The sequence below is a fragment of the Blastococcus mobilis genome, from assembly GCF_900188025.1.
Taxonomy (GTDB): domain Bacteria; phylum Actinomycetota; class Actinomycetes; order Mycobacteriales; family Geodermatophilaceae; genus Blastococcus_B; species Blastococcus_B mobilis.
In genome coordinates this window covers 112,185-138,698 of the sequence record NZ_FZNO01000006.1, presented here as the reverse complement: position 1 = coordinate 138,698, position 26,514 = coordinate 112,185, and the positions used below count along the sequence as shown (strand labels likewise).

Here is a 26,514-nt window from a genome sequence, read left to right as displayed (position 1 = left end):
TTGCGCGTTCGCCGGTCGGAGGCCTCCGACCCCCACCCGGCGAACGCAGTGCTCAAGCGAGTAGGCCTCGTCTCCTCAGCAGCGGGCCGGGGTCGGCGTCCCGGCCGCGGACGGCGCGGAAGGCGGCGAGCGGATCCACCGATCCGCCGACGGCGAGCAACCGGCTCCGGAAGGCGTCACCGTTCTCCCGTCGCAGACCGCCGTTCTCCTTGAACCATTCCACCGTGTCGGCGTCGAGGACCTCCGACCAGATGTAGGAGTAGTACCCGGCTGCGTAGCCCCCGGCGAAGATGTGCTGGAAGTACGTCGTCCGGTACCGCGGCGGCACCAGGGCAGAGGCGACCCCGGCCTCGGTGAGTGCCTGCCGCTCGAACGCGATCGGGTCATCCACCTCGGTGTCGGGCGTGATGCGGTGCCAGGCCTGGTCGAGCAGCGTTGCGGCCAGGTACTCGAGGGTGGCGAAGCCCTCGCCCCACAGCCGCCCGGCATCGATCGACTCGACGAGCGAGCGCGGCAGCGGCTCACCGGTCGTCACGTGCCGGGCGTAGTTGCGCAGCACCTCGGGCCACAGCGCCCACATCTCGTTCACCTGGCTCGGGAACTCGACGAAGTCGCGAGGCACTGCGGTGCCCGAGAAACGCGGGTAGGTGACCGCCGAGCTGAGGCCGTGCAGCGCGTGGCCGAACTCGTGGAAGAGGGTGTTCACCTCGTCGAGAGTGAGCAGCGTGGGCTGGCCCTGCGGCGCCTGGGTCACGTTGAGGTTGTTCACGACGACGGGCTGCGTGCCGAGCAGCCGCGACTGGCGGACGAACGAGCTCATCCATGCCCCGCCGCGCTTGCCCTCGCGCGCGAAGAAGTCGCCCAGGTAGAGGCCGACACTGCCGCCGTCGGCACCGCTGACCTCCCAGACCCGGACGTCGGGGTGGTAGCCGGCGAGGTCGGCCCGTGGCGCGAACCGGTAGCCGTAGAGCAGCTCGGCGGCGTGGAAGACGCCGTCGACCAGCACGCGGTCCAGCTCGAAGTACGGCCGCAGGGCTGCGGTGTCGACGGCGTAGCGCTCCGACCGGACCTGCTCGCTGTAGAACGCCCAGTCCCACGGGGCGAGCTCCACGCCGTCCCGGGCCGCAGCGTCGGCCAGCACGGCGGCCTCGGCGTCGGCGTTCGCCACCGACGCCGGCACCATGGAGGAGAGCATCGAGTCGACCGCCGCAGTGGTGCGCGCGGTGGAGTCGGCGAGCACCAGATCCGCGTGGGTGTCGAAGCCGAGCAGCCGTGCGCGCTCGGCGCGCAGCCGGGCGATCCGCACGGCCACCGGACGGTTGTCGTGCTCCCCGTTCGACGCCCGGCCCAGCGAGGCCTCGAAGATCCGGCGCCGCAGCTCGCGGTCGCGCAGCTTGGTGAGCACGGGTTGCCCGGTCGGCAGGAGGATCGGGAGCAGGAAGCCGTCGAGGCCCCGGTCGGCGGCGGCCCGTGCGGCGCCCGCGATCTCCTCGGCGGAGAGCCCGTCGAGCTCAGCGGCGTCGGCCACGCGGACGGCAGCGGCTTCGGTGGCCAGCTGGAGGTTCTGGCCGAACGCGGTCGACAGGGTCGAGAGCTCGCGATTCAGCTCGCGCAGCCGCGCGCGGCCCGCCTCGTCGAGCTGCGCCCCGGCCAGGACGAAGTCCAGGTGGTAGCGCTCGACCAGCCGCACCGCCTCGTCGTCCAGGCCGGCACCGTCCGGGCCGGCCTCGTGCCGAGCGGTGTGCACGGCGTCGACCCGGGCGAACAACTGCGGGTCGAGGTGGATCGCATCGGAGTGGGCGGCCTGCAGCGGGGCGAGCTCCCGCTCGATCTGCCGGAGCCGCGGTGTGGACACCGAGGACGTCAGGTTGCCGAACACGTTCCAGGCGCGGGTCAGCAGGGCCCCGGACCGCTCCAGGGCCACGATCGTGTTCTCGAACGTCGGCGCGTCGGTCGAGCCGGCGATCGCCGCGATCTCGGCTCGCTGTTCGGCCATCCCGGCCAGCAGTGCCTCGTGGCAGTGCTCGGCGGAGATCTCGGCGAACGGCGGCAGCCGGTAGGGCAGGGCCGAGACGCTCAGCAGTGGGTTGTCGGGGGGCAGCGGGGCGGAGTCAGGACTCATCGCGTCCCATCCTGTCGCTCCTCGGGTGTTGCCCGCGCTCTCGGGTTCCCCCTCGACCGCGATCGCGTCCGTCCTGCCGCGCACGCCAGGCCGCACCGCTGACAGTCACCGACCGCTCGTCGCGGGCGGTGCTGAGCCATCCGGGAGGTCGTGTCCACGGGAGGAAGGACGGCGCGGGCCGGCCGTACTCATCGGCGGCCGGGCGGGCTCACTCCCGGGTGACCGGGTACCCGGCTCGCGACAGCGCCGACACGACCTCGCCGGTATGGTCGGGCCCGCGGGTCTCCAGGACGACGAAGACCTCCACCTCGCCGACGTCGAGCCGGGCCGCGGTCCGCTCGTGCTCGACCTCCAGCACGTTGGCACCGACCGCTGCGAGTTCGGCGAGCACCGCGGCCAGGGAACCCGGCCGGTCGGGTACCCGGAGGCGCAGCGACAGGTAGCGTCCGGCCGCGGCCATGCCGTGCTGGACCACCTTCAGCAGGAGCACCGGGTCGATGTTGCCGCCGGAGACGACGGCGACCACCGGTGGCGCGAAGGCCTTGGGGTCGGCCAGGACGGCGGCAACGGCGGCCACCCCCGCCGGCTCGACGACCAGCTTGGCCCGCTCCAGGCAGAACAGCAGGGCCCGGGAGAGGTCTTCTTCGCTGACCGTGCGGACCTCGTCCACCAGGTTGCGGACGTGGGCGAGGGTGAGGTCGCCGGGGGCGGCGACGGCGATCCCGTCGGCCATCGTCGCCATCGTCGGCAGCGCCGTGGGCCGGCCGGCCGCCAGCGACCCCGGGAACGCCGCGGCCCCCTCGGCCTGGACGGCGACCACGCGGACGTCCGGACGGCGCGCCTTCACGGCGGCGGCGACACCCGCGACCAGCCCTCCGCCGCCGGCGCAGACGAGGACGGTCGCGACCTCCGGGCACTGGTCGAGGACCTCGAGCCCCACGGTGCCCTGGCCCGCGATCACGTCCGGGTGCTCGAAGGGATGGATGAACACCGAGCCGGTGCGCTCGGCGTACTCCGCGGCGGCGAGCAACGGCTCGGTGAGGCTCTGACCCAGCATCCGGATCTCGGCACCGTAGGAGCGGGTGGCGGCCACCTTGGGCAGCGGTGCGGTCTCCGGCATGAAGACGGTGGCCGAGGCGCCGAGCAGCCGGGCGGCGAGAGCAACGCCCTGCGCGTGGTTGCCGGCACTGGCCGCGACCACGCCCCGGGCCCGTTCGGCGTCGGTCAGCCGGGCGATCCGCGTGTAGGCACCGCGGATCTTGAACGACCCGGTTCGCTGCAGGTTCTCGCACTTGAGCCAGACCGGGCCCCCGACGCGGTCGGCCAGCCCGCGGGAGTGCCACAGCGGGGTCTGCCGGACGACGCCGGACAGGAGCGCCGCCGCCTCCTCGACGTCGACACCGCTGATCAGGGGTGAGGTCACGGTGGGCACCTCGGGGCTGGACACACGCCGATCTTCGCAGGCGGCGCATCGGACCGTGACCGGACGCGTGTGATCGTCGTACCGTGGTCGAGGTGACGGACACCTCTGGAGTCACCGCCGCACCAGCCACCCCTTCCCCCACCCCGACGACGCTCGGCGAGCTGCGTGCCGACGGGGCCGCCTACCGTCCCGTGAAGGCCGAGCTCCGCGCCAACCTCCTCGCCCGACTCGGCCGCGGGCACCCCAGCCTGCCGGGCATGGTCGGCTTCGAGGACACCGTCCTCCCCGAGGTCGAGCGGGCCATCATCGCCGGCCACGACCTCGTCCTCCTCGGCGAGCGCGGCCAGGGCAAGACCCGGCTGATCCGCACCCTCGTCGGCCTGCTGGACGAGTGGACGCCGGTCCTCGTCGGCAGCGAGCTCAACGAGCACCCGCTGCACCCGATCTCGGTCTGGGCGCACCGGCAGATCGCCGAGCACGGCGACGCCACCCCGGTCGGCTGGCTGCACCGCAGCGACCGCTTCGGCGAGAAGCTGGCGACGCCTGACACCAGCGTCGGTGACCTGATCGGCGACGTCGACCCGATCAAGGTCGCCGAGGGGCGCACGCTGGGCGACCCCGAAACCGTGCACTACGGCCTGGTGCCGCGGACCAACCGCGGCATCTTCAGCGTCAACGAGCTGCCCGACCTGGCCGAGCGGATCCAGGTGGCGCTGCTGAACGTGCTGGAGGAGCGCGACATCCAGATCCGCGGCCACCGGGTGCGCCTGCCGCTGGATCTGCTGCTCGTGGCCAGCGCCAACCCCGAGGACTACACGAACCGAGGGCGGATCATCACCCCGCTCAAGGACCGCTTCGGCGCAGAGGTGCGCACCCACTACCCGATCGAGCTCGAGGACGAGATCCGGCTCGTGCACCAGGAGTCGCAGACCAGCTGGACCGGTGGCGGGACGTTCGGCATGCCGGTGGTACCCGAGCACCTGGTCGAGATCATCGCCCGGTTCACCCGCCTGGTCCGCGAGTCCAGCCACGTCGACCAGCGCTCGGGGGTCAGCGCACGGTTCGCCATCGCCGGACTGGAGACCGTCACCGCCTCCGCCGTCCGCCGGGCCGCGATCGCCGGGGAATCCCGGCCGGTCGCCCGGGTGGTGGATCTGCCGGCCGTCGTGCCGGCCAGCCGCGGCAAGGTCGAGTTCGCCGATTCGGGCGCCGACCCGGACGACGAGCGGGAGCTGGAGGTTCTGGAACACCTGCTGCGCCAGGCAACCGCGCAGACCTTCCGGGCCCGCTGCGCCGGTCTGGACCTGACCGGCCTGCAGGAGCACTTCACCGGCGGGGAGACCGTGGAGTCCGGTGAGCTCGTCCCCGCCCCGGCACTGCTCGGCCAGCTGGGCACCATCCCGAAGCTGGCGGAACTTCTCGGCCGGCTGGGGGTGCCCGAGGGCGAACAGTCGGCCGAGCAGGCGGCGGCCGCGGTCGAGTTCGCGCTGGAAGGTCTCTACCTGACCCGACGGCTCGCCAAGGACACCGACGGCACCCGCACCGTCTACGGGGCCTGAGGTGAACGAGCCCGCGAGTCCACCGAGGGGCGGAGTCCCTGGCGGCACGGGGGCGACGGGCGTCAGCGAGGAGGAAGCGTGACGAGTCGCCGCGGTCGGGGCTACCGCTACGGCCGCTGGCGCGGTGGTCCGGATCCGCTGGCGCCGCCGTACGACCTGGGCAACGCCGTCGACGAGATCGGCGACTCCGTCCTCGGCGGCAGCGGCGTGCGGGAAGCGCTCCGCGAGTTGCTGCGCCGCGGCACGGAGGGACGGCGGGGCCTGGACGAGCTGCGCCGCTCGGTCCGCGAGCGGCTCCGCAGGGCACGCACGGCCGGTCGGATGGACGGCACGCTGCAGGAGGTCCGGCAACTGCTCGACAAGGCGCTGACCGCCGAGCGGCGGGAGCTGTTCCCCGACCCGGACGACGCCGCACGGCTGGCCGAGGCCGAGCTCGACGCGCTGCCGGACGACACCGCCGGGGCCGTCCGAGCGCTCAAGGACTACCCGTGGCGCTCCGACGAGGGCCGCCAGGCCTACGAGCAGATCCAGGACCTGCTGCGCCGGGAGGTGCTCGACAGCTCCTTCGCCTCGATGAAGCAGGCCCTGGAGAACGCCACCGAGCAGGACATGCAGGCGGTCAAGGACATGGTGGCCGACCTGTCGCAGCTGATCGATGCGCACAACCGGGGCGAGGACACCGACGAGCGGTTCCGCGACTTCATGGACAAGCACGGCCAGTTCTTCCCCGACGACCCGCAGTCGATCGAGGAACTCATCGACTCCCTGGCGCGCCGGGCCGCGGCGCAGGAACGCATGATGGCCGGCCTCACCCCCGACCAGCGCGCCGAGCTGTCGGAGCTGATGGCGCAGACGATGTCCGACATGGGCCTGGCCAGCGAGATGGCCCACCTCTCCGACGCCCTCCGCCAGGCCCGGCCGGACCTGCCGTGGGGACAGCGCGGCCAGGTGCCCGACGGGGAGCAGGCCCTCGGCATGGGCGACGCCACCAGCGCGGTCGCCGAGCTCGCCGACCTGGAGGCGCTGTCCAGCCAGCTCTCCCAGGGCTACGCCGGCGCCTCGCTCGCCGACATCGACGAGGAGCTGCTGGAGCGGGCGCTCGGCCGGCCGGCCGTCGACGACCTCGCCGCGCTCCGGCAGCTGGAGCGCGAGCTGGAGCGGCAGGGCTTCCTCAACCGGTCCGACGGCAAGTTGGAGCTCTCCCCCAAGGCCGTCCGCCGGCTGGGCGCCACCGCCCTGCGCCGGGTGTTCGCCACGCTGGACGCCACGGGGCGCGGGGAGCACGACGTCGCCGACGCCGGAGCCGCTGGTGAGCTCACCGGCGGCTCGCGGGAGTGGCGCTTCGGCGACGAACAGCCCCTCGACGTCGTCCGCACCGTGCGCAATGCCGTCCTCCGGACGGCCGGGGAGCCCCGGTCGGAGCACCAGCGCCGGGTCCGCATCGCCGTCGAGGACTTCGAGGTGGTCGAGACGGAGCGGCGCGCCGGCGCCGCGGTGGCTCTCCTGGTCGACCTCTCCTACTCGATGGCGCTGCGCGGCACGTGGGGTGCGGCGAAGTCCACCGCGATGGCCCTGCACTCGCTGGTGACCACCCGCTTCCCGCAGGACGCCATCCAGATCATCGGGTTCTCCTCCACGGCCCAGGTGCTGCGGCCGGAGACCCTCGCCGAGCTGTCGGTGGACACCCTCCAGGGCACCAACCTGCAGCACGGGCTGATGCTGGCGCGGCGGTTCCTCGCCCACCACCGGGACGCCGAGCCGGTGGTCCTGGTGGTGACCGACGGGGAGCCCACCGCACACCTGGAGGACGACGGCACGCCGTTCTTCTGCTGGCCGCCGATGCCCGAGACGATCGCCCGCACGGTCGCCGAGGTCGAGCGCGTCGCCCGGACGGGAGCGACCGTGAACGTCTTCGCCCTCGACCCGGACCCGGCCCTCATCCACTTCGTGCACGACCTCACCCAGCGCGCCGGCGGCCGGGTGTTCCAGCCCGACGCCGAACGACTCGGCGAGTACGTGGTCGCCGACTACCTCAGGACGCGACGAGGCCGTCGGGCACGCTGAAAGAGGCCCACCGGAAGACTGAGCCTGTGACAGCACCGATCGCCGTGACCGTCGACGAGGTGGCCCCCGAGGTCACGTACGACCTGCGCCGGGCGGTCCTGCGCCCCGGCGGCGGCGACGTGGTCTGGCCCGGCGACGAGGACCCCGGAACGGTCCACCTCGCCGCGCGGGACGCGGCCGGCCGGGTGGTCGGGGTGGTCCGCCTCTCCCCCGCGCCCTGTCCCTGGCGTGCCGACCCCGCTGCCCCGTGGCAGCTGCGCGGCATGGCCACCGACCCCGAGGTGCGGGGCAGCGGCGCGGGCCGGGCCCTCGTGGCGGCCGCCGTGGCCGCGGTGGTGGAGCGCGGTGGGGATCTGGTGTGGTGCGACGCCCGTGTGACGGCCGCCGGCTTCTACGAGCGGCTGGGTTTCACGGTGGTCCGCGAGCCCTTCGACAAGCCGGGCATCGGCCCGCACGTCGGGATGGTCCTCGCGCCGGCCGAGCGCTGAGTTCGACCGCCGTCCCTGGTCTGCACCTGCATGACGCACTACGTGGAGACCGGGGACGGTGTCCGGGTCGGCTACGACCGGGAAGGCAGCGGTCAGCCGCTGATCCTCGTCGGGGGTGCGGGACAGTTCCGCGCCGTCGACCCCGGCACCCGGGCACTGACGACCGAACTGGCCGGCCGCGGCTTCGACGTCGTCCACTACGACCGCCCCGGGCGTGGCGAGAGCAGCGGCGAACCTCCGTTCGGGCTGGCCGGTGAGGTATCCGCGAACGTGTGGCTGCCGGGGACCGCGAGGGCACGCTGCGGCTGTTCATGGCGGGCATGCCGCCGGAGTGGTTCGAGGCCATGCGCACCGGACCGCAGTGGCCGCTGTTCGAGCGGATGGCGCCGACCGTCGAGGCGGACGCCGAGGCCCTGACCTGGACGCAGTCGGCGCCGCGGAAGCAGCTCTGGTCCGCGATCACCGCACCGACCGTGGTCCTGCTCGGGACGTCGGCCGTCCCGTTCTTCGCCGAAGCGGCCGACTCCATCGTGGAGTCCCTCGCCTCGGCCGAACGGGCCGAGGTCCCCGGCAGTGGGCACGGCTGGCAGCCGGCCGATCTCGCGGCGGCCCTGGCCCGCTATCTCCCCCAGGAGGGCTGACGCCGGTCACCGCACCACCGGCCACCGGCAACCCGTGTCACCGGTCCGCCGGGGCCAACGGTTCGGAGCCGCTCGAGCTGATCCCCGGGATCGCGCCGGCCCGGAAGGCGTCGACGAACAGCCGGAAGTCGTCCTGGGTGCGGCGCGCGTAGGAGTGCGCGAACTCGACGAGGTCGTCGACGAACTCCTCGCGGCGGCCGCCGATCATCGCCAGGACCGCCTCCTCCGTCTGGAACGGCACGAGCGCATGGTCGCTGTCGGCGTCCCCCACGCAGTGCAGCTTCGCCGTCGCCCGGCCCAGCTGCTCCAGGACCGGCCGGATGTCGGCGGGCTCGGTGAGGTCGTCCCAGTCGAGGTCCAGCTCGTAGGGCGACAGCTCCGCGACGACGAAGCCGGTGCCCCGGATCTCGGTGTGGCCGAGGAACTGGGAGGCGTGCGACTGCAGCGCCCGCTGGCTGGTCGCCGTCCGGTGTCCCTCGTGGTGGAAGTACTCGCGGATCCCGGGGTCGGTGACGATCCGACTGGGCGCCGGCACGTTCCCCTGCTTGACCGACAGGACGACGTCGTTCTCCAGCGCCTGGTCGTAGCCCTCGAGGAGCACGTTGTACGCGGGCAGCCCCGCGCTGCCGATCCCGAAGCCTCCCGTGCCGATCAGGTCCTTGACCTCGTAGGCGACCTCGCGCCGCCACGGCCGCGGGGGCAGCGTGGCCTTGTACCGCTCCAGGGCCTCGAGCACCTCGTCCCGCTCGGGCTCCTCCAGCCGACGGTTGCGCGCCCGATCGGCGAAGCGCCGCTCGTAGCGCTCCACGACGGTCATCCGGTCGAGCAGTCCCAGCCGGGTACGGGTGGCCGTCTCCTGGATCAGCTCGCGCACCGCCCCCTCGGTGTTGTGCACGGTGAGCGCGAAGTCCCGGTCGGCGTCGGACCTTCCGAACGCCTCGACCTGGTCCAGCCAGGCGCCCAGGTAGACCCCGATCAGCTCGGCGATGACGTCGTCGGAGAATGCCTTGCGCCAGGACATCAGCGCGAAGCTGGCGGCGAACCGGCGCAGGTCCCAGCTCACGTGTCCGAGGTAGGCCTCGTCGAAGTCGTTGACGTCGAAGACGATGCGTCCCGTGGCGTCCATGTAGGTGCCGAAGTTCTCCGCGTGCAGGTCACCGTGGATCCACACCCGGGACGTGCGCTCGTCACACCAGCGATCCTCCGTCGTCGCCATGTCGGCGTAGAACAGACAGGCGCTACCCCGGTAGAAGGCGAAGGGATCGGCGGCCATCTTGCGGAACTTCGTGCGGAAGGCGTCGGCGTCGGCGGCCATGAGGTCGGAGAAGGCGTCGACCAGGACGTCGACGATCAGTCGTGCGCGCTCGTCGGCCACTGTGGGTTGGGTCGCACCTGGGGGTGATAGGGCCACAGGAGGCACGGTAGAGGGTCGATAACCTGCGTAACAGGAAGGAACGGCGAGGAGCACCAGAGCGGAGGCACCGTGACGCGGACTGCGACGGCGCGACGGCTGGCCGCCGCCACTGCTTACGGCGGTGGCAGCGTCGCCCTGGGCGGCGCCGCGCTGGTCGCCCTGCTCCGCGAGGAGGCCCGGGCCGCCCGCCGCAACATCGAGTCCCGCAGCACGAAGGACGACCCGCCCTCCGGCAACGGCGTCTACGGACGGCCCTCGAGAAGGGGCGAGGCGAAGCCGCTCGTCTTCGCCGTCCTGGGCGACTCCTCCGCGGTCGGCCTGGGCGTCGAGCGCTCCAGCGAGACGCCCGGCGCGCTGATCGCGGCGGCGCTCACCGAGCTCGCCGAGCGACCCGTCCGCCTGGTCCGCCTGGCCGTCACCGGCGCACGGTCGGCCAGCCTCGACGCGCAGGTGGACAAGGCGCTGGCCGAGCAGCCCGACGTCGCCCTCATCATGATCGGGGCCAACGACATCACCAGCCGCACCCGCACGTCGGTGTCGGTCCGGTACCTCGCCGACGCCGTGCGGCGGCTGACCGAGGCCGGCTGCGAGGTCGTGGTGGGCACGTGTCCGGACCTCGGGACCATCCGGCCGATCGCCCAGCCGCTGCGCACGCTGGCCCGGCGCTGGAGCCGGCAGCTGGCCGCGGCGCAGACGGTCGCCGTCGTCGAGGCCGGTGGGCGCACGGTCTCACTCGGCTCCGTCCTCGGGCCGGCCTTCGCCTCCGACCACAGCATGTTCAGCGTGGACGAGTTCCACCCGAGCGCGCACGGGTACGCGCAGGCCGCGGCCGTGCTGCTCCCCTCCGTCGCCGACGCCGTGGGGGTGTGGCCGGCCTCGGCCGACCGCGGCCGGCGTCCCATCCGGCGCGGCACCGTGCGTCCGGTGGCGAAGGCGGCGGCCCGCGCGGCCAGCCGGACCGGTACCGAGGTCCAGCCGGCCGAGGTCCGGGGTTCCGACACCGGGCCCCGCGGTCCGTGGGCGCTCCTCCGCCGTCGCCGTCCCCCGGAGATCCCGACCCCCGAGCAGGCGGAGGCCACGGTCACCGCGTGAAAGAGGACCCCGCCCTCCCGGCCCCTCGCGACCTCGGGGCGGCGCCCTGGACGGGGCCGGGCCCTGCGGGCCGGGGTAGCTTCGGGGTCGACCCGTCGCCTGCGCATCCCTGCCCGGGCGCCCGCCTCATCGTGGAGGACCCATGCCTGAAGCCGTCATCGTCGCGACCGCCCGCTCCCCCATCGGCCGCGCGTTCAAGGGGTCGCTGAAGGACCTGCGGCCCGACGACCTGGCCGCCACCATCGTCCGCGCGGCGCTGGACAAGGTGCCTGCCCTGGACCCGACCGACATCGACGACCTGATGCTCGGCTGCGGTCTCCCCGGCGGCGAGCAGGGTTACAACATGGGCCGCGTCGTCAGCGTGCTGCTCGGCATGGACCACCTGCCGGGGACGACCATCACCCGCTACTGCTCCTCCTCGCTGCAGACCACCCGCATGGCCATGCACGCCATCAAGGCCGGCGAGGGCGACGTGTTCATCTCCGCGGGCGTGGAGATGGTGTCCCGCTTCGTGAAGGGCAACAGCGACGGGCTGCCCGACACCAAGAACCCGGTGTTCGCCGACGCCGAGGCCCGGGGGGCCAAGGTCGCCGAGAGCGGTGCCGAATCGTGGACCGACCCCCGCGAGAACGGCGACCTCCCGGACATCTACATCGCCATGGGTCAGACGGCCGAGAACCTGGCGCTGCTGAAGGACGTCTCCCGGCAGGACATGGACGAGTTCGCCGTCCGCAGCCAGAACCTCGCCGAGGAAGCCATCAACAGCGGCTTCTGGGAGCGGGAGATCACCCCGGTCACCACCCCGGACGGCACGGTCGTCAGCAAGGACGACGGCCCGCGCGCCGGCACCACGCTCGAGGGCATCTCCGGCCTCAAGCCGGTCTTCCGCCCCGACGGCCGGGTGACCGCCGGCAACGCCTGCCCGCTCAACGACGGCGCCGCTGCGGTCGTCGTCATGAGCGACACGAAGGCCCGTGAGCTGGGCCTGACCCCGCTGGCTCGGATCGTCTCCACCGCGGTCACCGGCCTCTCGCCGGAGATCATGGGCTACGGCCCGGTCGACGCCTCGAAGCTGGCGCTGCAGCGGGCCGGCATGACCATCGACGACATCGACCTCGTGGAGATCAACGAGGCCTTCGCCGCGCAGGTCATCCCGAGCTACCGGGACCTCGACATCGACATCGACAAGCTCAACGTGCACGGCGGCGCGATCGCCGTCGGCCACCCGTTCGGCATGACCGGCGCCCGCATCACCGGCACGCTGATCAACGGCCTGCAGACTCGGGACAAGACCTTCGGCCTCGAGACCATGTGCGTCGGTGGCGGCATGGGCATGGCGATGGTGCTGGAGCGCCTCTCCTGAAAGAGGCCCCCCTGCCCCCCACCACTCGCAAGCTCGCGGCGGGGCCCTGCAGGGGGCCGAAGGACGGCAGAAGGCCCGGCCCCCTCACGGGGACCGGGCCTTCGCCTGGTGAGGTGCTGGAACGGCTCCCTTCCCGGGTCCCACTCCGAGCCTGCGAGGAGTGGGGAGGAAGGGGGTCCTTCTACTCGCGGAAGTAGCTGAGCAGCCGCAAGATCTCGATGTAGAGCCAGATGACGGTCACGAGCAGACCGAAGGCGATGTACCAGGCGAACTTCGCCGGAGCGCCGCGACGGATGGCCTCGTCGGCCATGTCGAAGTCCAGCAGCAGGAAGAACGCCGCGATACCGATGACCAGCAGGCTGAAGCCGATCGCCAGCGGGCCGCCGGAGCGCAGGCCCAGGCCGTCGCCGCCACCGATCCAGGAGGCGAGGATGTTGACCACCATCAGCACGAAAGCGCCGATCCCGGCCGCCAGGACCCACCGGGTCAGCTTCGGGGTGACCCGGATGGCACCGGTCTTGTAGACCACGAGCATGCCGGCGAAGACACCGAAGGTGCCGATGAGCGCCTGCATCACGATGCCCGGGTAGACCGTGTTGAAGGCCTCGCTGATGGCGCCGAGGGCGACGCCGTACAGCGCGCCGTAGGCCAGCGTCGCCGCCGGGTTGGCGATCTGCTTGAAGGCGATCACCAGGCCCAGGACGAAGGCCACGAGCACGGCCGGGAGCGCGAGGCCCCAGGCCGCCTGCCCGGGCAGCGCCCAGACGGCGGCGGCGGCGGCCACGGTCACCAGGAAGGTGATGCCGGTCTTGGCGACGACGTCGTCCATCGTCAGGTACCGCGTAGTGGTCGCCGCGTACGGCGACGGAGCGGCGTAGGGGTCGTGCTGGGCGGGTGCACCGTACTGCGGCTGCGGCTGCGCGCCCCAACCGGCGTACTGCTGGCCGTTTCCGGCGCCGCCGAAGCCCCGACTGAAGGCCGGGTTGCTGCTGGGCATCGTCATCTCCCTGAGGTGACTGGTCGGTCCGTGGAGCTCACGGTGCTGCACTCCACTCGGTCAGGTCAACGCCCCAGGCCCCGCGAACGTTCCGGCGTGTCGTGGGTTCCCCCTCCCGGGTCACCGACGACGACGGCGCCGCCCCTCCCGCTGGAGGGACGGCGCCGCGTCGGTCACTGTTGGAGGGTCAGGACTCGACCCCGCCGTGGTCGTGATCGTCGTGCTCGGGGTGCAGCCCACCGCCACCGGCCGGGCCGCCTGACTTCAGCCGGTAGGTCCGGTTCGCCGGGTCCCCGGCGTAGGTGCCGCCCGGCACCGGCTGACCGACGACCCCGTTGACCGCCTGCGTGGTGTAGGCCAGCGTCAGGACCGAGTACGCGATGGCGTCGGAGTTCTGGTCCAGCGCGCTCAGGTCGAGGTTGGCGATGGTGTCCCCGGCCTGGTGGTAGTTCGGGTCGTACGCCTGGCCGGCCGTCCCACCGTAGGCCTCCGCCTGGTACGGCTGCTTCACGCCTTCTGCTCCGGTGAAGAGGCCGCCGGCCGGGATGCCGTTGTTGATGAAGGCCTGGTAGTCGCTCCGTCCGCTGAACTCGGTGCCCTCGTAGAACAGCTTGCGCTGCTCGTAGAAGTCCTCGAACACGTACTCGATCTGGGCCGAACCCTCAGGAACCGGAGCCGTCGCCGTGAAGTCCGACTGGTCGCCGTCGTAGATGAACCGCGCGAAGTTCGGCGAGCCGACCATGTCGAAGTTCAGGTAGAGGCCGATGTCCTCCTTCTGCTCCGCGCTCAGCGAGTTGACGTAGTGGGCGGAGCCCAGCAGGCCCAGCTCCTCGGCACCCCACCAGGCGAAGCGCACGGTGTTGCTCGGCTTCACCTTCGCGATGTTCTCGGCGACCTCGAGGATCGCGGCGCTGCCGCTGCCGTTGTCGTTGATGCCCGGACCGGCGAGCACGGAGTCGGTGGGCACCGGCCATCACGACGTTGTCGGACGTGCGGCCAGGGAGCTCGGCGAGGACGTTCTCGGTGCTCCGGACCTCGCTGATGGCCTCGACGCTGAGGTCGACCGTGGTGCCGGGGGCGCTCAGCTCCTGACCGACAGCCGTGGGGACACCGATGACCGGGATACCCACTCCGGGCGTCCCCAGCGTGCCGTTGAGCGGACCCGGCACGTTGTTGTAGACGATCGCCGCATCGGCGTTCGCCGCCTCGGCGTTCGCCGCCTTGAGGCCGAAGGTGCAGCCGCCTCGCTGGACCAGAGCAACGGTCCCCGCGGGGAAGCCGGCGAAGTCGGCGGCCTCGCACCCGCTGGTCCCGGAGTTCAGATCCACCGGGGTGACCGCGCCGTCGTCGACGGTGCCCGCGCCGGTGTAGGTCATCGGCGTGTAATCGGTGCCCAGCTCGTACGTCAGGGCACTGGGGGCGACGCGGCTGAACGAGCTCTCCCCCAGGTGGAAGAACGGGAACTCGAACTCCTGGCGCTCCACGACGTAACCGGCGGCCTCCAGTCGCTCCGCCACGTAGTCGGCTGAGGCGTCGTACCCCGGGGTTCCGGAGGCGCGGTTTCCGTCGTTGGCATCGGCGATCGCCTGGAACGCCTTCGCGTGCTCGAGAACGCCCTCGAAGGTCACGCAGTCGGTCAACTTCGTGACGGTGTTGTTGTTGCGGGTCTCGCAGGCGTTCGGGCCGGCAGTGGCGGGCGAGGCGGTGACCAGCACGCCACTCAAGGCCAGCAGACCGGCCGTGGAGGTGGCCACGAGCCGGGCACGGGAACGCGGATGAGCAGAAGACAAAGCGGACTCCTGAGCTCTCGGACTGACACGCAGCGTGCGTGACGCGGTACACCCTGCGAAATAGGTCACACTCCTGTCAAGGACTGGACATGGCGGGACCAATGCGATGAACGCGAGCCGCGCGAGTGCCCCCGGTCGGGATCGAACCGACACTCGGACCCTTTTAAGGGGCCTGCCTCTGCCGATTGGGCTACGGGGGCGTCCCTCCGCACGCTAGCGGTGTGCGAGACCGGACGACGGCTGCCCGTACGGTGGCCGGGTTCCCGTCCCCCGACCGGAGGTCTGCGTTGGCCGGCACGTCCCTTCTCCGCACCACGCCGCCGGGCCCGCGATGAACCGGCGTCCCCAGGTGCCGCTGCGGGTCATGCGCGCGGGAGTGCGCGGCATCGTCCGGCCGGTGCTCGGCCCGCGCATGCCGGTCGCCGTGCAGCGCCGGTGGCTGCGCGTGGTCACGGGGCCCACCCCGTTGGCCGAGGACGTGACCATCCGGTCGGGCCGTCTCGGCCGGCGACCGGCCGAGACGCTCGTCCCGTCCGGTGGGGATGCCGCGACGAGCATGCTCTACCTGCACGGCGGGGGGTTCACCACCGGCTCCCCCGCGACCCACCGGGCACTGGCCACCCACCTGGCGGCGGCCAGCGGGGCGACGGTGCACGTCCTGGACTACCGGCTGGCACCCGAGCACCCGTTCCCCGCCGCGCTCGACGACGTCCTCGCCGCCTACCGGGAGCTGTCGGACCGTGGTGCGTCGCCTGCCCGGACCGCCCTCGTGGGCGACTCCGCGGGCGGCTGGCTGGCCCTCTCGGCGGCTCTGCGGCTGCGCGACGCCGGTGACCCGCGGCCGGGCGCGCTGGGCCTGATCTCTCCCTGGCTGGACCTGCAGGGCACCTCGTGGCCCGGCGACCGCTCGGACGCGATGCTCCGGCCGGCCTGGCTCCGCCGCTGCGCGCGGGACTTCGCCGGCGGCACCGGCCTCGGCGCCGCCGAACTCGCCCCGCTCGAGGCCGACCTGGCCGGACTGCCTCCCGTCACGATGCACGTCGGCAGCGAGGAGATCCTGCTCGACGACGCCGTCCGCCTCGCCCACCGGGCCCGCGCCGCCGGGGTGCCGGTCGAGCTGCGGCGGCTCGACGGCCTCTGGCACGTCGCGCACGCCTCGGCCGGGATGGTGACCGCGTCCACGGCCGCCGTGAACGCACTGGGCACCGCCGTCGCCAGGCACCTGGCCACGGGCGGGACGACGCTCGCCGGGTGAGGCCCTCAGGCGGAGTCGGCGCGCGGAGCCGACGCCGCGGCCTCCGCACGGGGCGGTGGGAGCTGGCCGGCCCGGCCGGTGTTCGCGGCGAAGACGAACTCCCGCCGCGGGTCCTGCAGCTGACCGAGGGAGATGACCTCTCGACGGAAGAGCGAGGCCATCGTCCAGTCGGCCACCACCCGCGCCTTGCGGTTGAAGGTGGGCACCCTGCTCACGTGGTAGGTGCGGTGCATGAACCACGCCGGCCAGCCCTTGAGCTTCACGCCGTAGACCTGCGCGACGCCCTTGTGCAGCCCCAGGCTGGCGACCGAGCCCGCGTACGCGTGCCGGTAGGGCACCGGCTCCTGACCGGCGAGGACGGCCACGATGTTGTCGGCCAGCCGCTTGGCCTGACGGACGGCGTGCTGGGCGTTGGGCGCGGTCGTGGCGCCGGGGTCGTCCTTGGTCAGGTCCGGCACGGCGGCGAGGTCACCGGCCGCCCACGCGTCCGGCATGCCCTTCACCTGGAGCGTGGCCTCGCACTCGACCCGGCCGCGGCCGTCGAGGGGCAGGTCCGTGGCCGTCAGCATGGGATTGGGCTTGGTCCCGGCGGTCCAGACGAGCGTGTCGCTGGGGAACTCCTCGCCGTCGCTGAGCCGGACGACACCCTCGGGCGAGATCGACTCCAGCCGGGTGTTGAGCCGGACGTCCATGCCGCGGGCGATCAACTGCTTCACCGTCCAGGCCGCCATGTCGAGGTCGACCTCCGGGAGGATCCGGCCCATCGCCTCCACCAGCACCCAGCGCACGTCCGACGGGGACAGGCGGGGGTAGTAGTGCACGATGGCGTACCGCGCCATGTCCTCCAGCTCGGCGAAGGCCTCCACCCCGGCGTAGCCGCCGCCGACGAAGGTGAAGGTGAGCGCCCGCTTGCGGACCTCCGGGTCGTCGGTGGAACTCGCCGCATCCAGCCGGTCCAGCACGTGGTTGCGCAGGTAGATGGCCTCCCCCACGTTCTTGAAGCCGATGCCGTGCTCGGCCAGCCCGGGGATGGGCAGCGTCCGCGCCACCGACCCGGCGGCCATCACCAGCACGTCGTAGGAGAGCTCGAAGGTCTTGCCCACGACCGGCGCGATCCGGGCCTTCCTGTCCGCATGGCTGAGCCCGGTCACCGCGCCGGTGATGACGCGGCAGTGCGGCAGCGTGCGGCGCAGCGGCACCACGACGTGCCGGGGCTCGACCGAACCGGCGGCGGCCTCGGGCAGGAAGGGCTGGTAGGTCATGTGCGGCTGCGGGTCCACGACCACGATCTCCGCACGCCCGCGGGACAGCTTCTTCTGCAGCCGCAGGGCGGTGTAGAGGCCCACGTACCCCCCGCCCACGACGAGGATCACCGGGCGGTGCGACTGTTCCCGAGCCATCTCCCCAGCCATGCTCCGAGCGTAGGCCCGACCGGCCGGGCGGACAGGGTGAGCGCTACTCCCTCGCGAATGTTCCGGCCAGCTCGGTCGCGCGAGCGAGCACGGCGTCCAGCATCGGTTCGGTCAGCCGGCCGGTGAACGTGTTCTGCTGGCTCACGTGGTAGCTGCCCAGCAGGGTGAGCCGCCCGCGCGGGCCCTCGAGGTCGACCTCGACGCCGTGCCCGAACACCGGCCGGGGCCGGGGCAGCCGGTAGCCGGCCGCGGCGAGGACGGGCCAGAGCGCCGTCCAGCCGAACCCTCCCAAGACGACGATCACGCGCAGGTCCGGGAGCAACGCCAGCTCCCGCGCCAGCCACGGTGAGCAGGTGTCGCGCTCCTGCGGGGTGGGGGCGTTGTCGGGCGGGGCGCAGCGCACCGCGGCGGCGACCCGGACGCCGGTCAGCTCGAGCCCGTCCCCGATGTGGGTCGACGTCGGCTGGCTGGCCAGCCCCGCCCGCCACAGTGCGGCGAAGATCCAGTCCCCGCTGCGGTCGCCGGTGAACACCCGTCCGGTGCGATTGCCGCCGTGGGCCGCCGGGGCCAGGCCGACGACGGCGATCCGCGCGTCGGCCGGACCCAGACCCGGCACCGGGCGGCCCCAGTAGTCCTCGTCGCGGAACGAGGCGCGCTTGACCCGGGCGACCTCCTCCCGCCACGCCACCAACCGCGGGCAGGCGCGGCAGCCCGACACCCGGGCATCCAGGACGGCCAGCTCGCGCACCCCTGCGGCGGCGCGGACCACCCCGGCCGCGGAGCGGGTGACGGGGAAGCCGTCGGCGTCGAGAGCCATAGCGCAGGTCGAGGGTGTCCGACGGCGTTAGCCGCGGGCCAGGCGGAGGGCGATGCCGTCGAGGATGTCGTGCTCGCTGACGACGACCTCGGGCATGCCGAACTCGTCCATGAGCACGCGCAGGATCAGCGCGCCCGCGCCGATGACATCGACCCGGCCCGGGTGCATCACCGGCAGGGCGGCCCGTGTCTCGCGGGTGGCCGCGAGCAGGTCCGCGGTGACCTCCCGGACGGCGTCGACAGGGATCCGTGAACCGTGGATGGCCACCGGGTCGTACGCGGGCAGCCCGAGGGCGATCGCGGCGACGGTGGTGACCGAGCCGGCCACGCCGACCAGGGTGGCGGCCTCGGCGACCGGTACCTCAGCGGTGACCTGGGCGAGGGCGGTGCGGATGTCCGCCTCGGCCCGGCGGATCTCGTCGGCGGTGGGCGGGTCCCCGTGGAGGTGACGCTCGGTCAGCCGGACGCAGCCGATGTCGACCGAGCGAGCCGCGCGGACCCCGGCGGAGTCGCCGAGCACGAACTCCGTCGATCCACCACCGATGTCCACCACGAGGAACGGCGGGCGCGGCGACGGTGCACCGTGCGCGTCGGCCGCGGCGTTCAGGGACGCGGTCGCGCCGAGGAACGACAGCTCGGCCTCCTCGCTGCCGGTGATGACGTCCGGCAACCGGCCCAGCGTGGCCGTCACCATCTTCTCGAAGTCGGCCCGGTTGGCCGCGTCGCGGCTCGCGCTGGTGGCCGCCATCCGGACGGCGGTCGCGCCGAGCTCGCGTGCGGTCCCGGCGTACTCCGCCAGCGCCGCTCGGGTGCGCTCGATCGCCTCCGGGGCGAGGCGACCCGTCGCGTCCACTCCCTGACCCAGGCGGACGACCTCCATGCGCCGCACCAGGTCGGTGTGCGCGCCCTGCTGCGGCACGTCGGCGACCAGCAGCCGGATGGAGTTGGTGCCGCAGTCGATGGCCGCCACGCGGGTCATGGGGCGTCCCCGTCCGACGGTCGGGCACAGGGACCCGCGGCCCACCACTCGCCCATCTCCTCGACCGCGCGGTCGCCGATGGGGTTCACGCCCGGACCGGCGGCCAGAGCGTGCCCCGCCAGCGCGTGCAGGCACTTGACGCGGTCGGGCATCCCGCCGGCGGTCATGCGGGTCGGCAGCACGTCACGGGCGTCCCGGGTGGCGAGATAGGCCTCGTGCGCCCGCTGGTAGGCCGCGGCCAGCTCGGGGTCGGTGCCGAGCTCGTCCTGCCACTCCCGCATACGGCCGGCCGACTCCAGCCGGCTCGCCGCGGCGGTGGCCCGGGGGCAGGTCAGGTAGTAGAGCGTGGGGAACGGAGTGCCGTCCTCCAGGCGCGGCGAGGTCTCGACGACGTCGGGTTGCCCGCACGGGCACCGGTGCGCCACCGCGACCAGGGCGCGCGGCGGCCGGCCGAGCTGCCGGGCGATGATTTCGCGCTCGGCCTCGGTGACGGGGTCGTTCACTCCTCGGGCTCCCCGTCGGCATCGGCCAGCGACTGCATCAGGCCCTCGTCCCAGGGCAGCCGGGCGTCCCGGCCCGCCGACGCCAGCGTGCCGGCGTCGCCCTCCACCGCCTCGCCGTCCACGACGACGACCAGCCGGTCGCCGGGAAGGACGTAGGTGAGGCGCTCGCGCGCCTGCCGCTCGGCGTAGGCAGGGTCGGACTGACGCTCGAGCTGCGCACGCAACTCCGCCGCCCGCTCGTCCAGTTCGCGGCCCTCGGCGGCGAGCTGCTCGAGCTCCGCCCGCCCGGCGAGGTACTGGCGGACAGGACCGGCCAGGGTGAGCGCGAGCAGCAGGATCAGACCGCCGAGCAGGACGGCCCGACCGGTGAACAGCGGCCGGCGGCGCTGCCCCGTCCCCGCGGACGACCGCACCGCCCGGCGCCCGGAACGGCGGGCACCGGGCCGATTGGTGGCACTGGCCCGCAGGCCCGTCCCCACCGGTCGCGTCGAGTGCACGCGCGGCGCGCGGCCGGTGTGCCGCCGTCCGTCGGCCGGGGTCCCGCCCCGGCGGCCCCGAGCGCTGCTCATCCGCCCCTGCTCATCCGGCCAGTCGCGGGAAGGCGGCGGCGCCGGCGTACCGCGCGGCGTCGTCGAGCTCCTCCTCGATGCGCAGCAGCTGGTTGTACTTGGCCACGCGCTCGCTGCGGGCGGGGGCACCGGTCTTGATCTGCCCGCAGTCGGTCGCGACGGCGAGATCGGCGATCGTGGTGTCCTCGGTCTCGCCGGAGCGGTGACTCATCATGGAGCGGTAGCCGCTGCGGTGGGCCAGGTTCACCGCGTCCAGCGTCTCGGTGAGCGTGCCGATCTGGTTGACCTTCACCAGCAGCGCGTTGGCCGCGCCCTTGGCGATGCCGTCGGCGAGCCGGGACGGATTGGTGACGAACAGGTCGTCGCCGACGATCTGCACGCGGTCGCCGAGCGCCTCGGTGAGCGCCACCCAGCCGTCCCAGTCCTCCTCCGACAGCGGGTCCTCGATCGAAACGATCGGGAAGGCGTCGACCAGCTCGGTGTAGTACGCGGTCATCTCCTCCGCCGACAGCTTCTTGCCCTCGAAGGCATACGCGCCGTCCGCGTGGAACTCGGTGGCCGCGACGTCGAGCGCGAACGCGACGTCGGTGCCCACGGAGTAGCCGGCCTGCTCGACCGCGCGCACGATGAGGTCCAGCGCCGCCCGGTTGCTCGGCAGGTTCGGCGCGAAGCCGCCCTCGTCGCCGAGGCCGGTGGCCAGGCCGTCCTTCTTCAGCACCGACTTCAGCGCGTGGTAGGTCTCGGTGCCCATGGCGAGCGCCTCGGCGAAGGTCGCGGCGCCGATCGGGGCGATCATGAACTCCTGCACGTCGACGTTGCTGTCGGCGTGGGCGCCGCCGTTGAGGATGTTCATCATCGGCACCGGCAGCAGGTGGGCCGAGGGCCCGCCCACGTAGCGGAACAGCGGGAGGCCGGACGAGTCGGCCGCAGCCCGCGCGACCGCGAGGCTGACGCCGAGGATGGCGTTGGCGCCGAGCCGGGACTTGTCCGGCGTGCCGTCCAGGTCGATCAGCCGCTGGTCGATCAGCCGCTGCTCGCTCGCCTCGTAGCCGACCAGCTCGGGGCCGATGACGTCGAGGACGCCGTCGACGGCCTTGGTGACGCCCTTGCCGCCGTAGCGGTCACCGCCGTCGCGGAGCTCGACGGCCTCGAAGGCGCCCGTGGAGGCGCCGCTCGGCACGGCGGCCCGGGCGATGGTCCCGTCGTCGAGGGCGACCTCGACCTCGACAGTGGGGTTTCCGCGCGAGTCCAGGATCTCCCGCGCGCCTACGGCATCGATGCTCGGCACGGGGGCAGCCTAACCAGCCGCGTGTCGGGGCAGCGCGAGCGCGGCCCCGGCACGCGGGGGACGACGGGTCAGTGCGCCTGCACCACCGGCTCCGCCGCGCGGTCGGCGAGCTCGTGGTCCGAGGGGCCGGTGAAGGCGCGGGACCGCTCCCGCGCCTCGCTGCTGCCCGTGAAGAGCGCGGCGTGCTCCGGGGCCGCGACCGCCGAGCTCCGCGGCTGCTGCGCCGGCGGCGTCCCGCCGTCCAGCCGGATCCGCGGCAGGCCGTATCCGTGCTCCCGCTGCAGCCAGACCACCAGGCCCTCGCGCACGTGACAGCGCAGGTCGAACAGAGTCGGCCCGTCCTTGGCACTGACCAGCGCCCGGACCCGGACGACGGAGCCCACGGCGTCGGTCACCTGCAGGATCCCGACCCGTCCGTCCCAGAGGTCGTTGCCGTCCAGGAGCCGCGCCAGCTCGGCCCGCATCTGCTCGAAGGGCACGCTCCAGTCGACGTCGATCTCCACCGAGCCGAGGACGGCGGACTGGGTCCGGGTCCAGTTCTCGAACGGCGTGGTCGTGAAGTAGGTCGAGGGCAGGACCATGCGCCGGTCGTCCCAGATGTGGACGACGACGTAGGTGAGGGTGATCTCCTCGATCCGTCCCCACTCGTCCTCGACCACCACGACGTCGTCGACCCGGATGGCGTCGGTGAAGGCCAGCTGCAGCCCGGCGAAGACATTGGCCAGGGACGTCTGCGCGGCCAGGCCGGCGACGATGGAGATCACCCCGGCGCTGGCCAGGATGCTGGCGCCGGCCGCGCGTGCCGACGGGAAGGTGAGCAGCATCGCCGCGGCAGCCAGGACACCGATGACCACGACGGCCAGCCGGCGCAGCAGCGATATCTGGGTGCGGACCCGCCGGGCGTGCCGGTTGTCCACGACGTCGACGTCGTAGCGGGCCAGGGCCAGGTCCGCGACGACGAAGACGGCGACCGCCATGAGCCAGCCGACCGTGGCGATGAGGGCCAGCCCCAGCGCCCGCACGACCGGTTGGTGCCAGCCCCCGAGAACCGGGGCCGCGTCCAGGAGGAGGGTGACCGCGGCCAGCACGAGCAGCGCGCGCAGTGGCGTGCGGCCCCGGCGCGAGAAGTCGGCAGCCACCGGCGATCGTCGGGCCAGACGCGCGATCAGGGCGCCGATGAGAATGCCGGCCAACCAGGCACCGGCGGCCGCGACGGCGAGGACGACGAGCACCTGCCAGGTCTGCGTCGGCATCAGGCTCTCCACCTCCGCCAGGTCGGCGGCGGAGAGGTCGGCGGCAGTCGGGAAGGACCTGCGGAACAGCGGAATCGCTCCTTTCGGACAGCGAGAGGCACGGGGCCCCAGCGCTGCAGCTCGGGGAGGGCGGCTCGGACGGCGCGTCGGCGCGCCGGGCCCGCGGCAGCCCCGCGACGGCGGGGACGGGCCGGCCCCGCGAAGGGGCTCGAGTCCCACGCTAGGGGCTGGCGGCCCGACCCGTCACCTGGAGTGAGGTGGGGTGGCCCACAGCGACGGGTGCCGCCCGGGCGGCACCCCGACGCTGACATGTGACGACAGTGGCTCGGTGGCCTGCCTGCGGCATCGGCTGGCTACGGTCCACCGGTGCGCTTCGACCGCGTTCTGGTCCGGGATGCGACGGCCGAGGACGTGCCAGCTCTGACCGACGCCCTGTTCCAGGCGATCAACTGGCAGGGCGCCGTGCGTGGCGGGGGCAGGGCCTCGGCACGGCGTTGCTCGACGCGCTGATCGTTCGCGCGCAGACCCGTGGGCTCCGCGCCATCTCGCTGAGCGTCGAGGACGGCAATCGAGCCAGGGTCCTGTACGAGCGCGCCGGTTTCCGGATGGTCGGCCGGGGCGGCGACTCCGACGTCATGCTGCGCAGCTTCTGAGGGGGCGCGGGCAGTCCCCCGCCCTCACCTCGAGGGGCGCGCGGCAGCCTCCACGTCGAGCTCACCGGCGTAGCGGCGGACGGCCTCGCGCAGGGCGTCCTCGACGTCCCAGCCTCGCTGCTCCGCAGCGGTGACGACGGTGAGCAGCCGCTCCCCCAGCTCCTCCGGGCTGGTCGCCTGCAGCTCGGCGGCTTCCGGCGTGCTCAGGCCGGCGCGCGCCGCCCGCCGGACCAGCGCCGCCCCCCAGGCGGCCGCCGGCTGCGACCGGGAGACGCCCTCGGTCGGGGAGCGCCGCTGCTTCTCCGCCTGCTTGATCTCCTCCCAGCCCGCCTCGACCTGCGCGACGTCCCGGGGTCCGGCGTTCCCGAAGACGTGCGGGTGCCGCCGGACCAGCTTGTCGACCAGGTCCCCGGCGACGGCGTCGACGTCGAACCGCCGGGACGGGCCGGCCTCGGCCGCCACCCGGGCGTGGAAGACGACCTGGAGCAGGACGTCGCCCAATTCCTCGCGCATGGCGACCAGGTCGTCGTCGACGATCGCGTCGTAGGCCTCGTGCGCCTCCTCCAGCAGGTAGCCGCGCAGCGACGCGTGAGTCTGCTCGGCGTCCCAGGGGCACCCGCCCGGCGACCGGAGCCGGTCCATCACCCCGACCACGTCGAGCAGCCGGGCACCGGGCGGCTCCGGTGCCCCCGCGACGACCGGCACCTCGGGGAACAGCGCGGCCTCCTCGTGGGCGACCAGGCAGACCACGTCCTCGCCGTGTGCGGCGGCTGCTGCGGCGTCCGCGACGTCCTGCACGGGCACGTCCGCCGCACGCAGTGCATCAGCGGCAGCGGCCGCCCCGGGCAGGGCGATGACCGACCGGTTCCCGGTGACCGCCCGCCAGCCGGCGGGCGCGAGGAGCGCGGGGAGGCGGGAGCTGACGGTGACGACGAGGGCGACGGGCACCCGGTCAGTCTCCGGGACGGTCGCGCCGCGCCCTACTCGGCCGGTGCGGCCACAGGGTCCTCGTCGCCGAGGATGTCGACCACGCCGCCGTCCGCCGCCACGAGCCGCCCGTCCTCGAGCACGCCGAACCGTGGGTTGACAGTCACACCGAGGTCCTCCCGCACGGCCTCCACCCGCCGGTTGCCGGCCTCCTGCACCGCTTCGGAGGCCTCGTTCTCCAACTGGGGACGGACCTCCTCGAACGACGGGTAGACGGGCCCCTCGACGAACGTGACGACGACGCCGCCCGCCTCGGGGACGGCAGTGGTGAATCCCGTGTTGGGCGCCGCTGCGGCAATGCCCTCGGCGAGCACGCCCGGCAGCTCCTCGGGACCGCGCGGCTCCAGCGCGGGCAGCGTCGTCGCCCCCGGGTACTGCGCGGCGACGGCGGGATAGGAGTCCGGGGCGGCGGTGAGCTGGGCGAGCACGGCGTCGGCGGTGGCCTGGTCGGGCACGGTGATGTAGCCGAAGGAGACCTGGGCGAGGTCCTCGCGGACCTCCCCGTAGCGGGCCCGGAGCGCCTCGTCGGTCAGCCCCTCGGCCTCCCCCTCGGCCTCGGCGATCTGGCGGCGCACCAGCTGCTGGCGCACGTTCTCGAACACGTCCTCGCGGCCGATGCCCTGCTGGGCCAGCTGGCCGAAGACCTCGGCGGGGTCGTCGTCGCCGAGCAGCTCGTCGATCCGCGCCCGGACGTCGTCGTCGTCGACGCGGACGTCATAGCGCTCCGCGGCCTCGGCGTAGACCTCCTCCTGCACCAGCAGGGAGAGCACGCGGCGGGTGAACGTCTCCTCGTCGGTCTCGGCGAAGGCCGCGACGGCCTCGTCGGTCAACCGCTCGTCGACGGCGGACCGGAGCTCGGTGACCGTCACCTGGCTGTCGCCCACGTAGGCGGCGACGTTCGGGGAGGTCCGGCAGGCGGCCAGCCCCGACACCGTGACGGCCAGGAGGAACCCGGTCGTGATCACCCGGGGAGCTCGACGCTTCAGCACGTCGGGAGACTCCCACACCGGATGTGACCGGCGACGCAGGGCACTCCGCCGAGCTCCGCGGCCGGGCGGGGCGCCCGTCCGCGTCCCGCCGGTCAGGCGGCGCGATCGACCGGCTTGCGCCCCTCGACGATCAGCGCGGTCGCCTGCTCGGCGGGGTGCATGCGCACCTCGAGGCCGGACAGAGCCGCGTGCTCACTGGTGCCGGCGGGCACCCGTTCGACGACGAAGCCGAAGGGCGCCATCTCCGCGCGGATGGAGGCCAGGTCGTAACAGAACCCGAGGTAGTGCTTCGCCCCGACGAACGTCTCCCGGATCAGCTGGACGGGGTGGACGAAGTCCTTTCCGCGCTCGCGGTTGCGTTCCATCCCGGCCCGGGCGAGCTCACCGTTCTCCAGGTACTGCCGGGCGACGGCCTCGACGTCGGGCGTGGCCAGCCGGAACACGCCGCCGGGCTTCAGCGCCTCGTAAGCGTGACGGAAGACGGCGCGGCCGATCTCGAGGGGGATGTGCTCGATGACGTTGTCCGCGTAGATGTAGTCCACGGAGCCCGCGGGCACCGGCCACGGCTGGGTGACGTCGAGGTAGGCGTCGGCCTGCCAGACGACGTCGGTGTTGATCCAGCCCTCGATCGGCTTGCGCCCGCAGCCGATGTTCACCCGCACGGGCCCGGACCGGCGGGCGGCCTCGAACTGTTCGCGGAACGCCCGCTTCCGGGCCGGCCGCAGGGCGCGGGAGAGCCCCGCGTGGACGTACGGGGACACAGCCTGCTTCACCGACATCGGGAAAACGTAGAACGCCGCGGCTCGTACGGACCCGCGCACCGGGCCGGCCCCACCCGTCCGGGGTGGTGCCTGGGG

24 protein-coding genes, 1 tRNA gene and 1 pseudogene are annotated in these 26,514 nt (G+C 73.3%); 9 read left to right on the top strand and 17 right to left on the bottom strand.

The window, feature by feature from the left end; genetic code table 11:
* Positions 1-52: 52 nt before the first annotated feature.
* The gene (locus CHB94_RS07405) at positions 53-2,122 is read right to left on the bottom strand and encodes a M3 family metallopeptidase (protein WP_089335934.1); all 2,070 of its coding nucleotides are present in this window, start codon (positions 2,120-2,122) and stop codon (positions 53-55) included.
* Between the two features lie 208 nt (positions 2,123-2,330).
* Positions 2,331-3,545, bottom strand: coding sequence for a threonine ammonia-lyase (gene ilvA / locus CHB94_RS07400; RefSeq protein WP_254920468.1), 1,215 nt, complete (start codon positions 3,543-3,545; stop codon positions 2,331-2,333).
* Positions 3,546-3,637: 92 nt separating this feature from the next.
* On the opposite strand from ilvA, the gene CHB94_RS07395 reads away from it, so the two are divergent.
* The 4 genes from CHB94_RS07395 (at position 3,638) to CHB94_RS07380 (ending at position 8,297) form a co-directional block, all read left to right on the top strand.
* A complete protein-coding gene (locus CHB94_RS07395; RefSeq protein WP_089336009.1) occupies positions 3,638-5,104 on the top strand; it encodes a sigma 54-interacting transcriptional regulator in 1,467 nt (488 codons plus the stop codon).
* Between the two features lie 78 nt (positions 5,105-5,182).
* Complete coding sequence (locus CHB94_RS07390) at positions 5,183-7,168, top strand: VWA domain-containing protein (RefSeq protein ID WP_089335933.1); 1,986 nt, start codon at positions 5,183-5,185, stop codon at positions 7,166-7,168.
* 26 nt (positions 7,169-7,194) lie between these two features.
* Positions 7,195-7,656 carry a GNAT family N-acetyltransferase gene (locus CHB94_RS07385; RefSeq protein ID WP_089335932.1) on the top strand — a complete coding sequence of 154 codons (462 nt, stop codon included), beginning with the start codon at positions 7,195-7,197 and terminating at the stop codon, positions 7,654-7,656.
* Positions 7,657-7,928: 272 nt separating this feature from the next.
* Positions 7,929-8,297 (top strand): alpha/beta fold hydrolase, encoded by a 369-nt coding sequence (locus CHB94_RS07380; RefSeq protein WP_089335931.1) that lies wholly within the window; start codon positions 7,929-7,931, stop codon positions 8,295-8,297.
* Between the two features lie 37 nt (positions 8,298-8,334).
* Here the strand turns inward: CHB94_RS07380 and CHB94_RS07375 are convergent, their stop codons facing one another.
* Positions 8,335-9,672, bottom strand: a complete 1,338-nt coding sequence (locus CHB94_RS07375) for a DUF2252 domain-containing protein (protein WP_089335930.1) — start codon at positions 9,670-9,672, stop codon at positions 8,335-8,337.
* A 108-nt stretch (positions 9,673-9,780) separates the two neighbouring features.
* Between CHB94_RS07375 and CHB94_RS07370 the strand changes: the two genes are divergently transcribed.
* Entirely contained in the window at positions 9,781-10,803 is a 1,023-nt protein-coding gene (locus CHB94_RS07370) for an SGNH/GDSL hydrolase family protein (protein WP_089335929.1), read from the top strand.
* Between the two features lie 142 nt (positions 10,804-10,945).
* Positions 10,946-12,166 (top strand): acetyl-CoA C-acetyltransferase, encoded by a 1,221-nt coding sequence (locus tag CHB94_RS07365; protein ID WP_089335928.1) that lies wholly within the window; start codon positions 10,946-10,948, stop codon positions 12,164-12,166.
* A 181-nt stretch (positions 12,167-12,347) separates the two neighbouring features.
* On the opposite strand, the gene CHB94_RS07360 is transcribed toward CHB94_RS07365, so the two are convergent.
* The 4 genes and pseudogenes from CHB94_RS07360 to CHB94_RS07350 all read right to left on the bottom strand — a co-directional run bounded on the left by CHB94_RS07360 (position 12,348) and on the right by CHB94_RS07350 (position 15,153).
* Positions 12,348-13,163 (bottom strand): Bax inhibitor-1/YccA family protein, encoded by an 816-nt coding sequence (locus CHB94_RS07360; protein WP_089336008.1) that lies wholly within the window; start codon positions 13,161-13,163, stop codon positions 12,348-12,350.
* Between the two features lie 187 nt (positions 13,164-13,350).
* Positions 13,351-14,130 (bottom strand): M20/M25/M40 family metallo-hydrolase, encoded by a 780-nt coding sequence (locus CHB94_RS26065; RefSeq protein WP_254920467.1) that lies wholly within the window; start codon positions 14,128-14,130, stop codon positions 13,351-13,353.
* Positions 14,131-14,305: 175 nt separating this feature from the next.
* Positions 14,306-14,539, bottom strand: a pseudogene (locus CHB94_RS26060) (PA domain-containing protein); the annotation flags it as partial.
* Between the two features lie 540 nt (positions 14,540-15,079).
* A tRNA-Leu gene (locus tag CHB94_RS07350) sits at positions 15,080-15,153 on the bottom strand.
* 131 nt (positions 15,154-15,284) lie between these two features.
* On the opposite strand from CHB94_RS07350, the gene CHB94_RS07345 reads away from it, so the two are divergent.
* Positions 15,285-16,208, top strand: a complete 924-nt coding sequence (locus tag CHB94_RS07345; RefSeq protein WP_089335927.1) for an alpha/beta hydrolase — start codon at positions 15,285-15,287, stop codon at positions 16,206-16,208.
* Between the two features lie 5 nt (positions 16,209-16,213).
* On the opposite strand, the gene CHB94_RS07340 is transcribed toward CHB94_RS07345, so the two are convergent.
* From CHB94_RS07340 to CHB94_RS07310, 7 genes are all read right to left on the bottom strand, one after another.
* A complete protein-coding gene (locus tag CHB94_RS07340; protein WP_254920466.1) occupies positions 16,214-17,620 on the bottom strand; it encodes an NAD(P)/FAD-dependent oxidoreductase in 1,407 nt (468 codons plus the stop codon).
* Between the two features lie 43 nt (positions 17,621-17,663).
* A complete protein-coding gene (locus tag CHB94_RS07335; RefSeq protein WP_089335925.1) occupies positions 17,664-18,437 on the bottom strand; it encodes a uracil-DNA glycosylase in 774 nt (257 codons plus the stop codon).
* A 27-nt stretch (positions 18,438-18,464) separates the two neighbouring features.
* A complete protein-coding gene (locus tag CHB94_RS07330; protein ID WP_089336007.1) occupies positions 18,465-19,415 on the bottom strand; it encodes a Ppx/GppA phosphatase family protein in 951 nt (316 codons plus the stop codon).
* The gene (locus CHB94_RS07325) at positions 19,412-19,918 is read right to left on the bottom strand and encodes a DUF501 domain-containing protein (RefSeq protein ID WP_089335924.1); all 507 of its coding nucleotides are present in this window, start codon (positions 19,916-19,918) and stop codon (positions 19,412-19,414) included. Before CHB94_RS07325 ends, CHB94_RS07330 begins: the two co-directional genes overlap by 4 nt.
* Positions 19,915-20,487: an FtsB family cell division protein gene (locus CHB94_RS07320; RefSeq protein ID WP_089335923.1), complete on the bottom strand. Its 573-nt coding sequence runs from the start codon at positions 20,485-20,487 to the stop codon at positions 19,915-19,917. Before CHB94_RS07320 ends, CHB94_RS07325 begins: the two co-directional genes overlap by 4 nt.
* A 10-nt stretch (positions 20,488-20,497) precedes the next feature.
* Positions 20,498-21,775, bottom strand: a complete 1,278-nt coding sequence (eno, locus tag CHB94_RS07315; RefSeq protein ID WP_089335922.1) for a phosphopyruvate hydratase — start codon at positions 21,773-21,775, stop codon at positions 20,498-20,500.
* A 68-nt stretch (positions 21,776-21,843) separates the two neighbouring features.
* Positions 21,844-23,028: a mechanosensitive ion channel family protein gene (locus CHB94_RS07310; RefSeq protein WP_089335921.1), complete on the bottom strand. Its 1,185-nt coding sequence runs from the start codon at positions 23,026-23,028 to the stop codon at positions 21,844-21,846.
* 366 nt (positions 23,029-23,394) lie between these two features.
* Here CHB94_RS07310 and CHB94_RS25635 point away from each other — a divergent pair, with 366 nt between their 5' ends.
* Both CHB94_RS25635 and CHB94_RS25630 read left to right on the top strand, forming a co-directional pair.
* A complete protein-coding gene (locus CHB94_RS25635) occupies positions 23,395-23,538 on the top strand; it encodes a hypothetical protein (RefSeq protein ID WP_217899207.1) in 144 nt (47 codons plus the stop codon).
* Positions 23,523-23,681: a GNAT family N-acetyltransferase gene (locus tag CHB94_RS25630; RefSeq protein ID WP_217899206.1), complete on the top strand. Its 159-nt coding sequence runs from the start codon at positions 23,523-23,525 to the stop codon at positions 23,679-23,681. The genes CHB94_RS25635 and CHB94_RS25630 overlap by 16 nt, the downstream gene beginning before the upstream one ends.
* A 24-nt stretch (positions 23,682-23,705) precedes the next feature.
* On the opposite strand, the gene CHB94_RS07300 is transcribed toward CHB94_RS25630, so the two are convergent.
* The 3 genes from CHB94_RS07300 to CHB94_RS07290 all read right to left on the bottom strand — a co-directional run bounded on the left by CHB94_RS07300 (position 23,706) and on the right by CHB94_RS07290 (position 26,436).
* Positions 23,706-24,629, bottom strand: a complete 924-nt coding sequence (locus CHB94_RS07300; RefSeq protein ID WP_089335919.1) for a nucleoside triphosphate pyrophosphohydrolase — start codon at positions 24,627-24,629, stop codon at positions 23,706-23,708.
* Positions 24,630-24,661: 32 nt separating this feature from the next.
* The gene (locus tag CHB94_RS07295; protein ID WP_141137448.1) at positions 24,662-25,657 is read right to left on the bottom strand and encodes a SurA N-terminal domain-containing protein; all 996 of its coding nucleotides are present in this window, start codon (positions 25,655-25,657) and stop codon (positions 24,662-24,664) included.
* Between the two features lie 92 nt (positions 25,658-25,749).
* Positions 25,750-26,436, bottom strand: coding sequence for a class I SAM-dependent methyltransferase (locus CHB94_RS07290; protein ID WP_089335917.1), 687 nt, complete (start codon positions 26,434-26,436; stop codon positions 25,750-25,752).
* Positions 26,437-26,514 lie beyond the last annotated feature (78 nt).

Coding starts and splice junctions, on each gene's coding strand:
- CHB94_RS07405 (WP_089335934.1), bottom strand. CDS start 2,122: ATGAGTCCTGACTCCGCCCCGCTGCCCCCCGACAACCCACTGCTGAGC.
- CHB94_RS07365 (WP_089335928.1), top strand. CDS start 10,946: ATGCCTGAAGCCGTCATCGTCGCGACCGCCCGCTCCCCCATCGGCCGC.
- CHB94_RS07360 (WP_089336008.1), bottom strand. CDS start 13,163: ATGCCCAGCAGCAACCCGGCCTTCAGTCGGGGCTTCGGCGGCGCCGGA.
- CHB94_RS07345 (WP_089335927.1), top strand. CDS start 15,285: ATGAACCGGCGTCCCCAGGTGCCGCTGCGGGTCATGCGCGCGGGAGTG.
- CHB94_RS07340 (WP_254920466.1), bottom strand. CDS start 17,620: ATGGCTGGGGAGATGGCTCGGGAACAGTCGCACCGCCCGGTGATCCTC.
- CHB94_RS07335 (WP_089335925.1), bottom strand. CDS start 18,437: ATGGCTCTCGACGCCGACGGCTTCCCCGTCACCCGCTCCGCGGCCGGG.
- CHB94_RS07330 (WP_089336007.1), bottom strand. CDS start 19,415: ATGACCCGCGTGGCGGCCATCGACTGCGGCACCAACTCCATCCGGCTG.
- CHB94_RS07320 (WP_089335923.1), bottom strand. CDS start 20,487: ATGAGCAGCGCTCGGGGCCGCCGGGGCGGGACCCCGGCCGACGGACGG.
- CHB94_RS07310 (WP_089335921.1), bottom strand. CDS start 23,028: ATGCCGACGCAGACCTGGCAGGTGCTCGTCGTCCTCGCCGTCGCGGCC.
- CHB94_RS07290 (WP_089335917.1), bottom strand. CDS start 26,436: ATGTCGGTGAAGCAGGCTGTGTCCCCGTACGTCCACGCGGGGCTCTCC.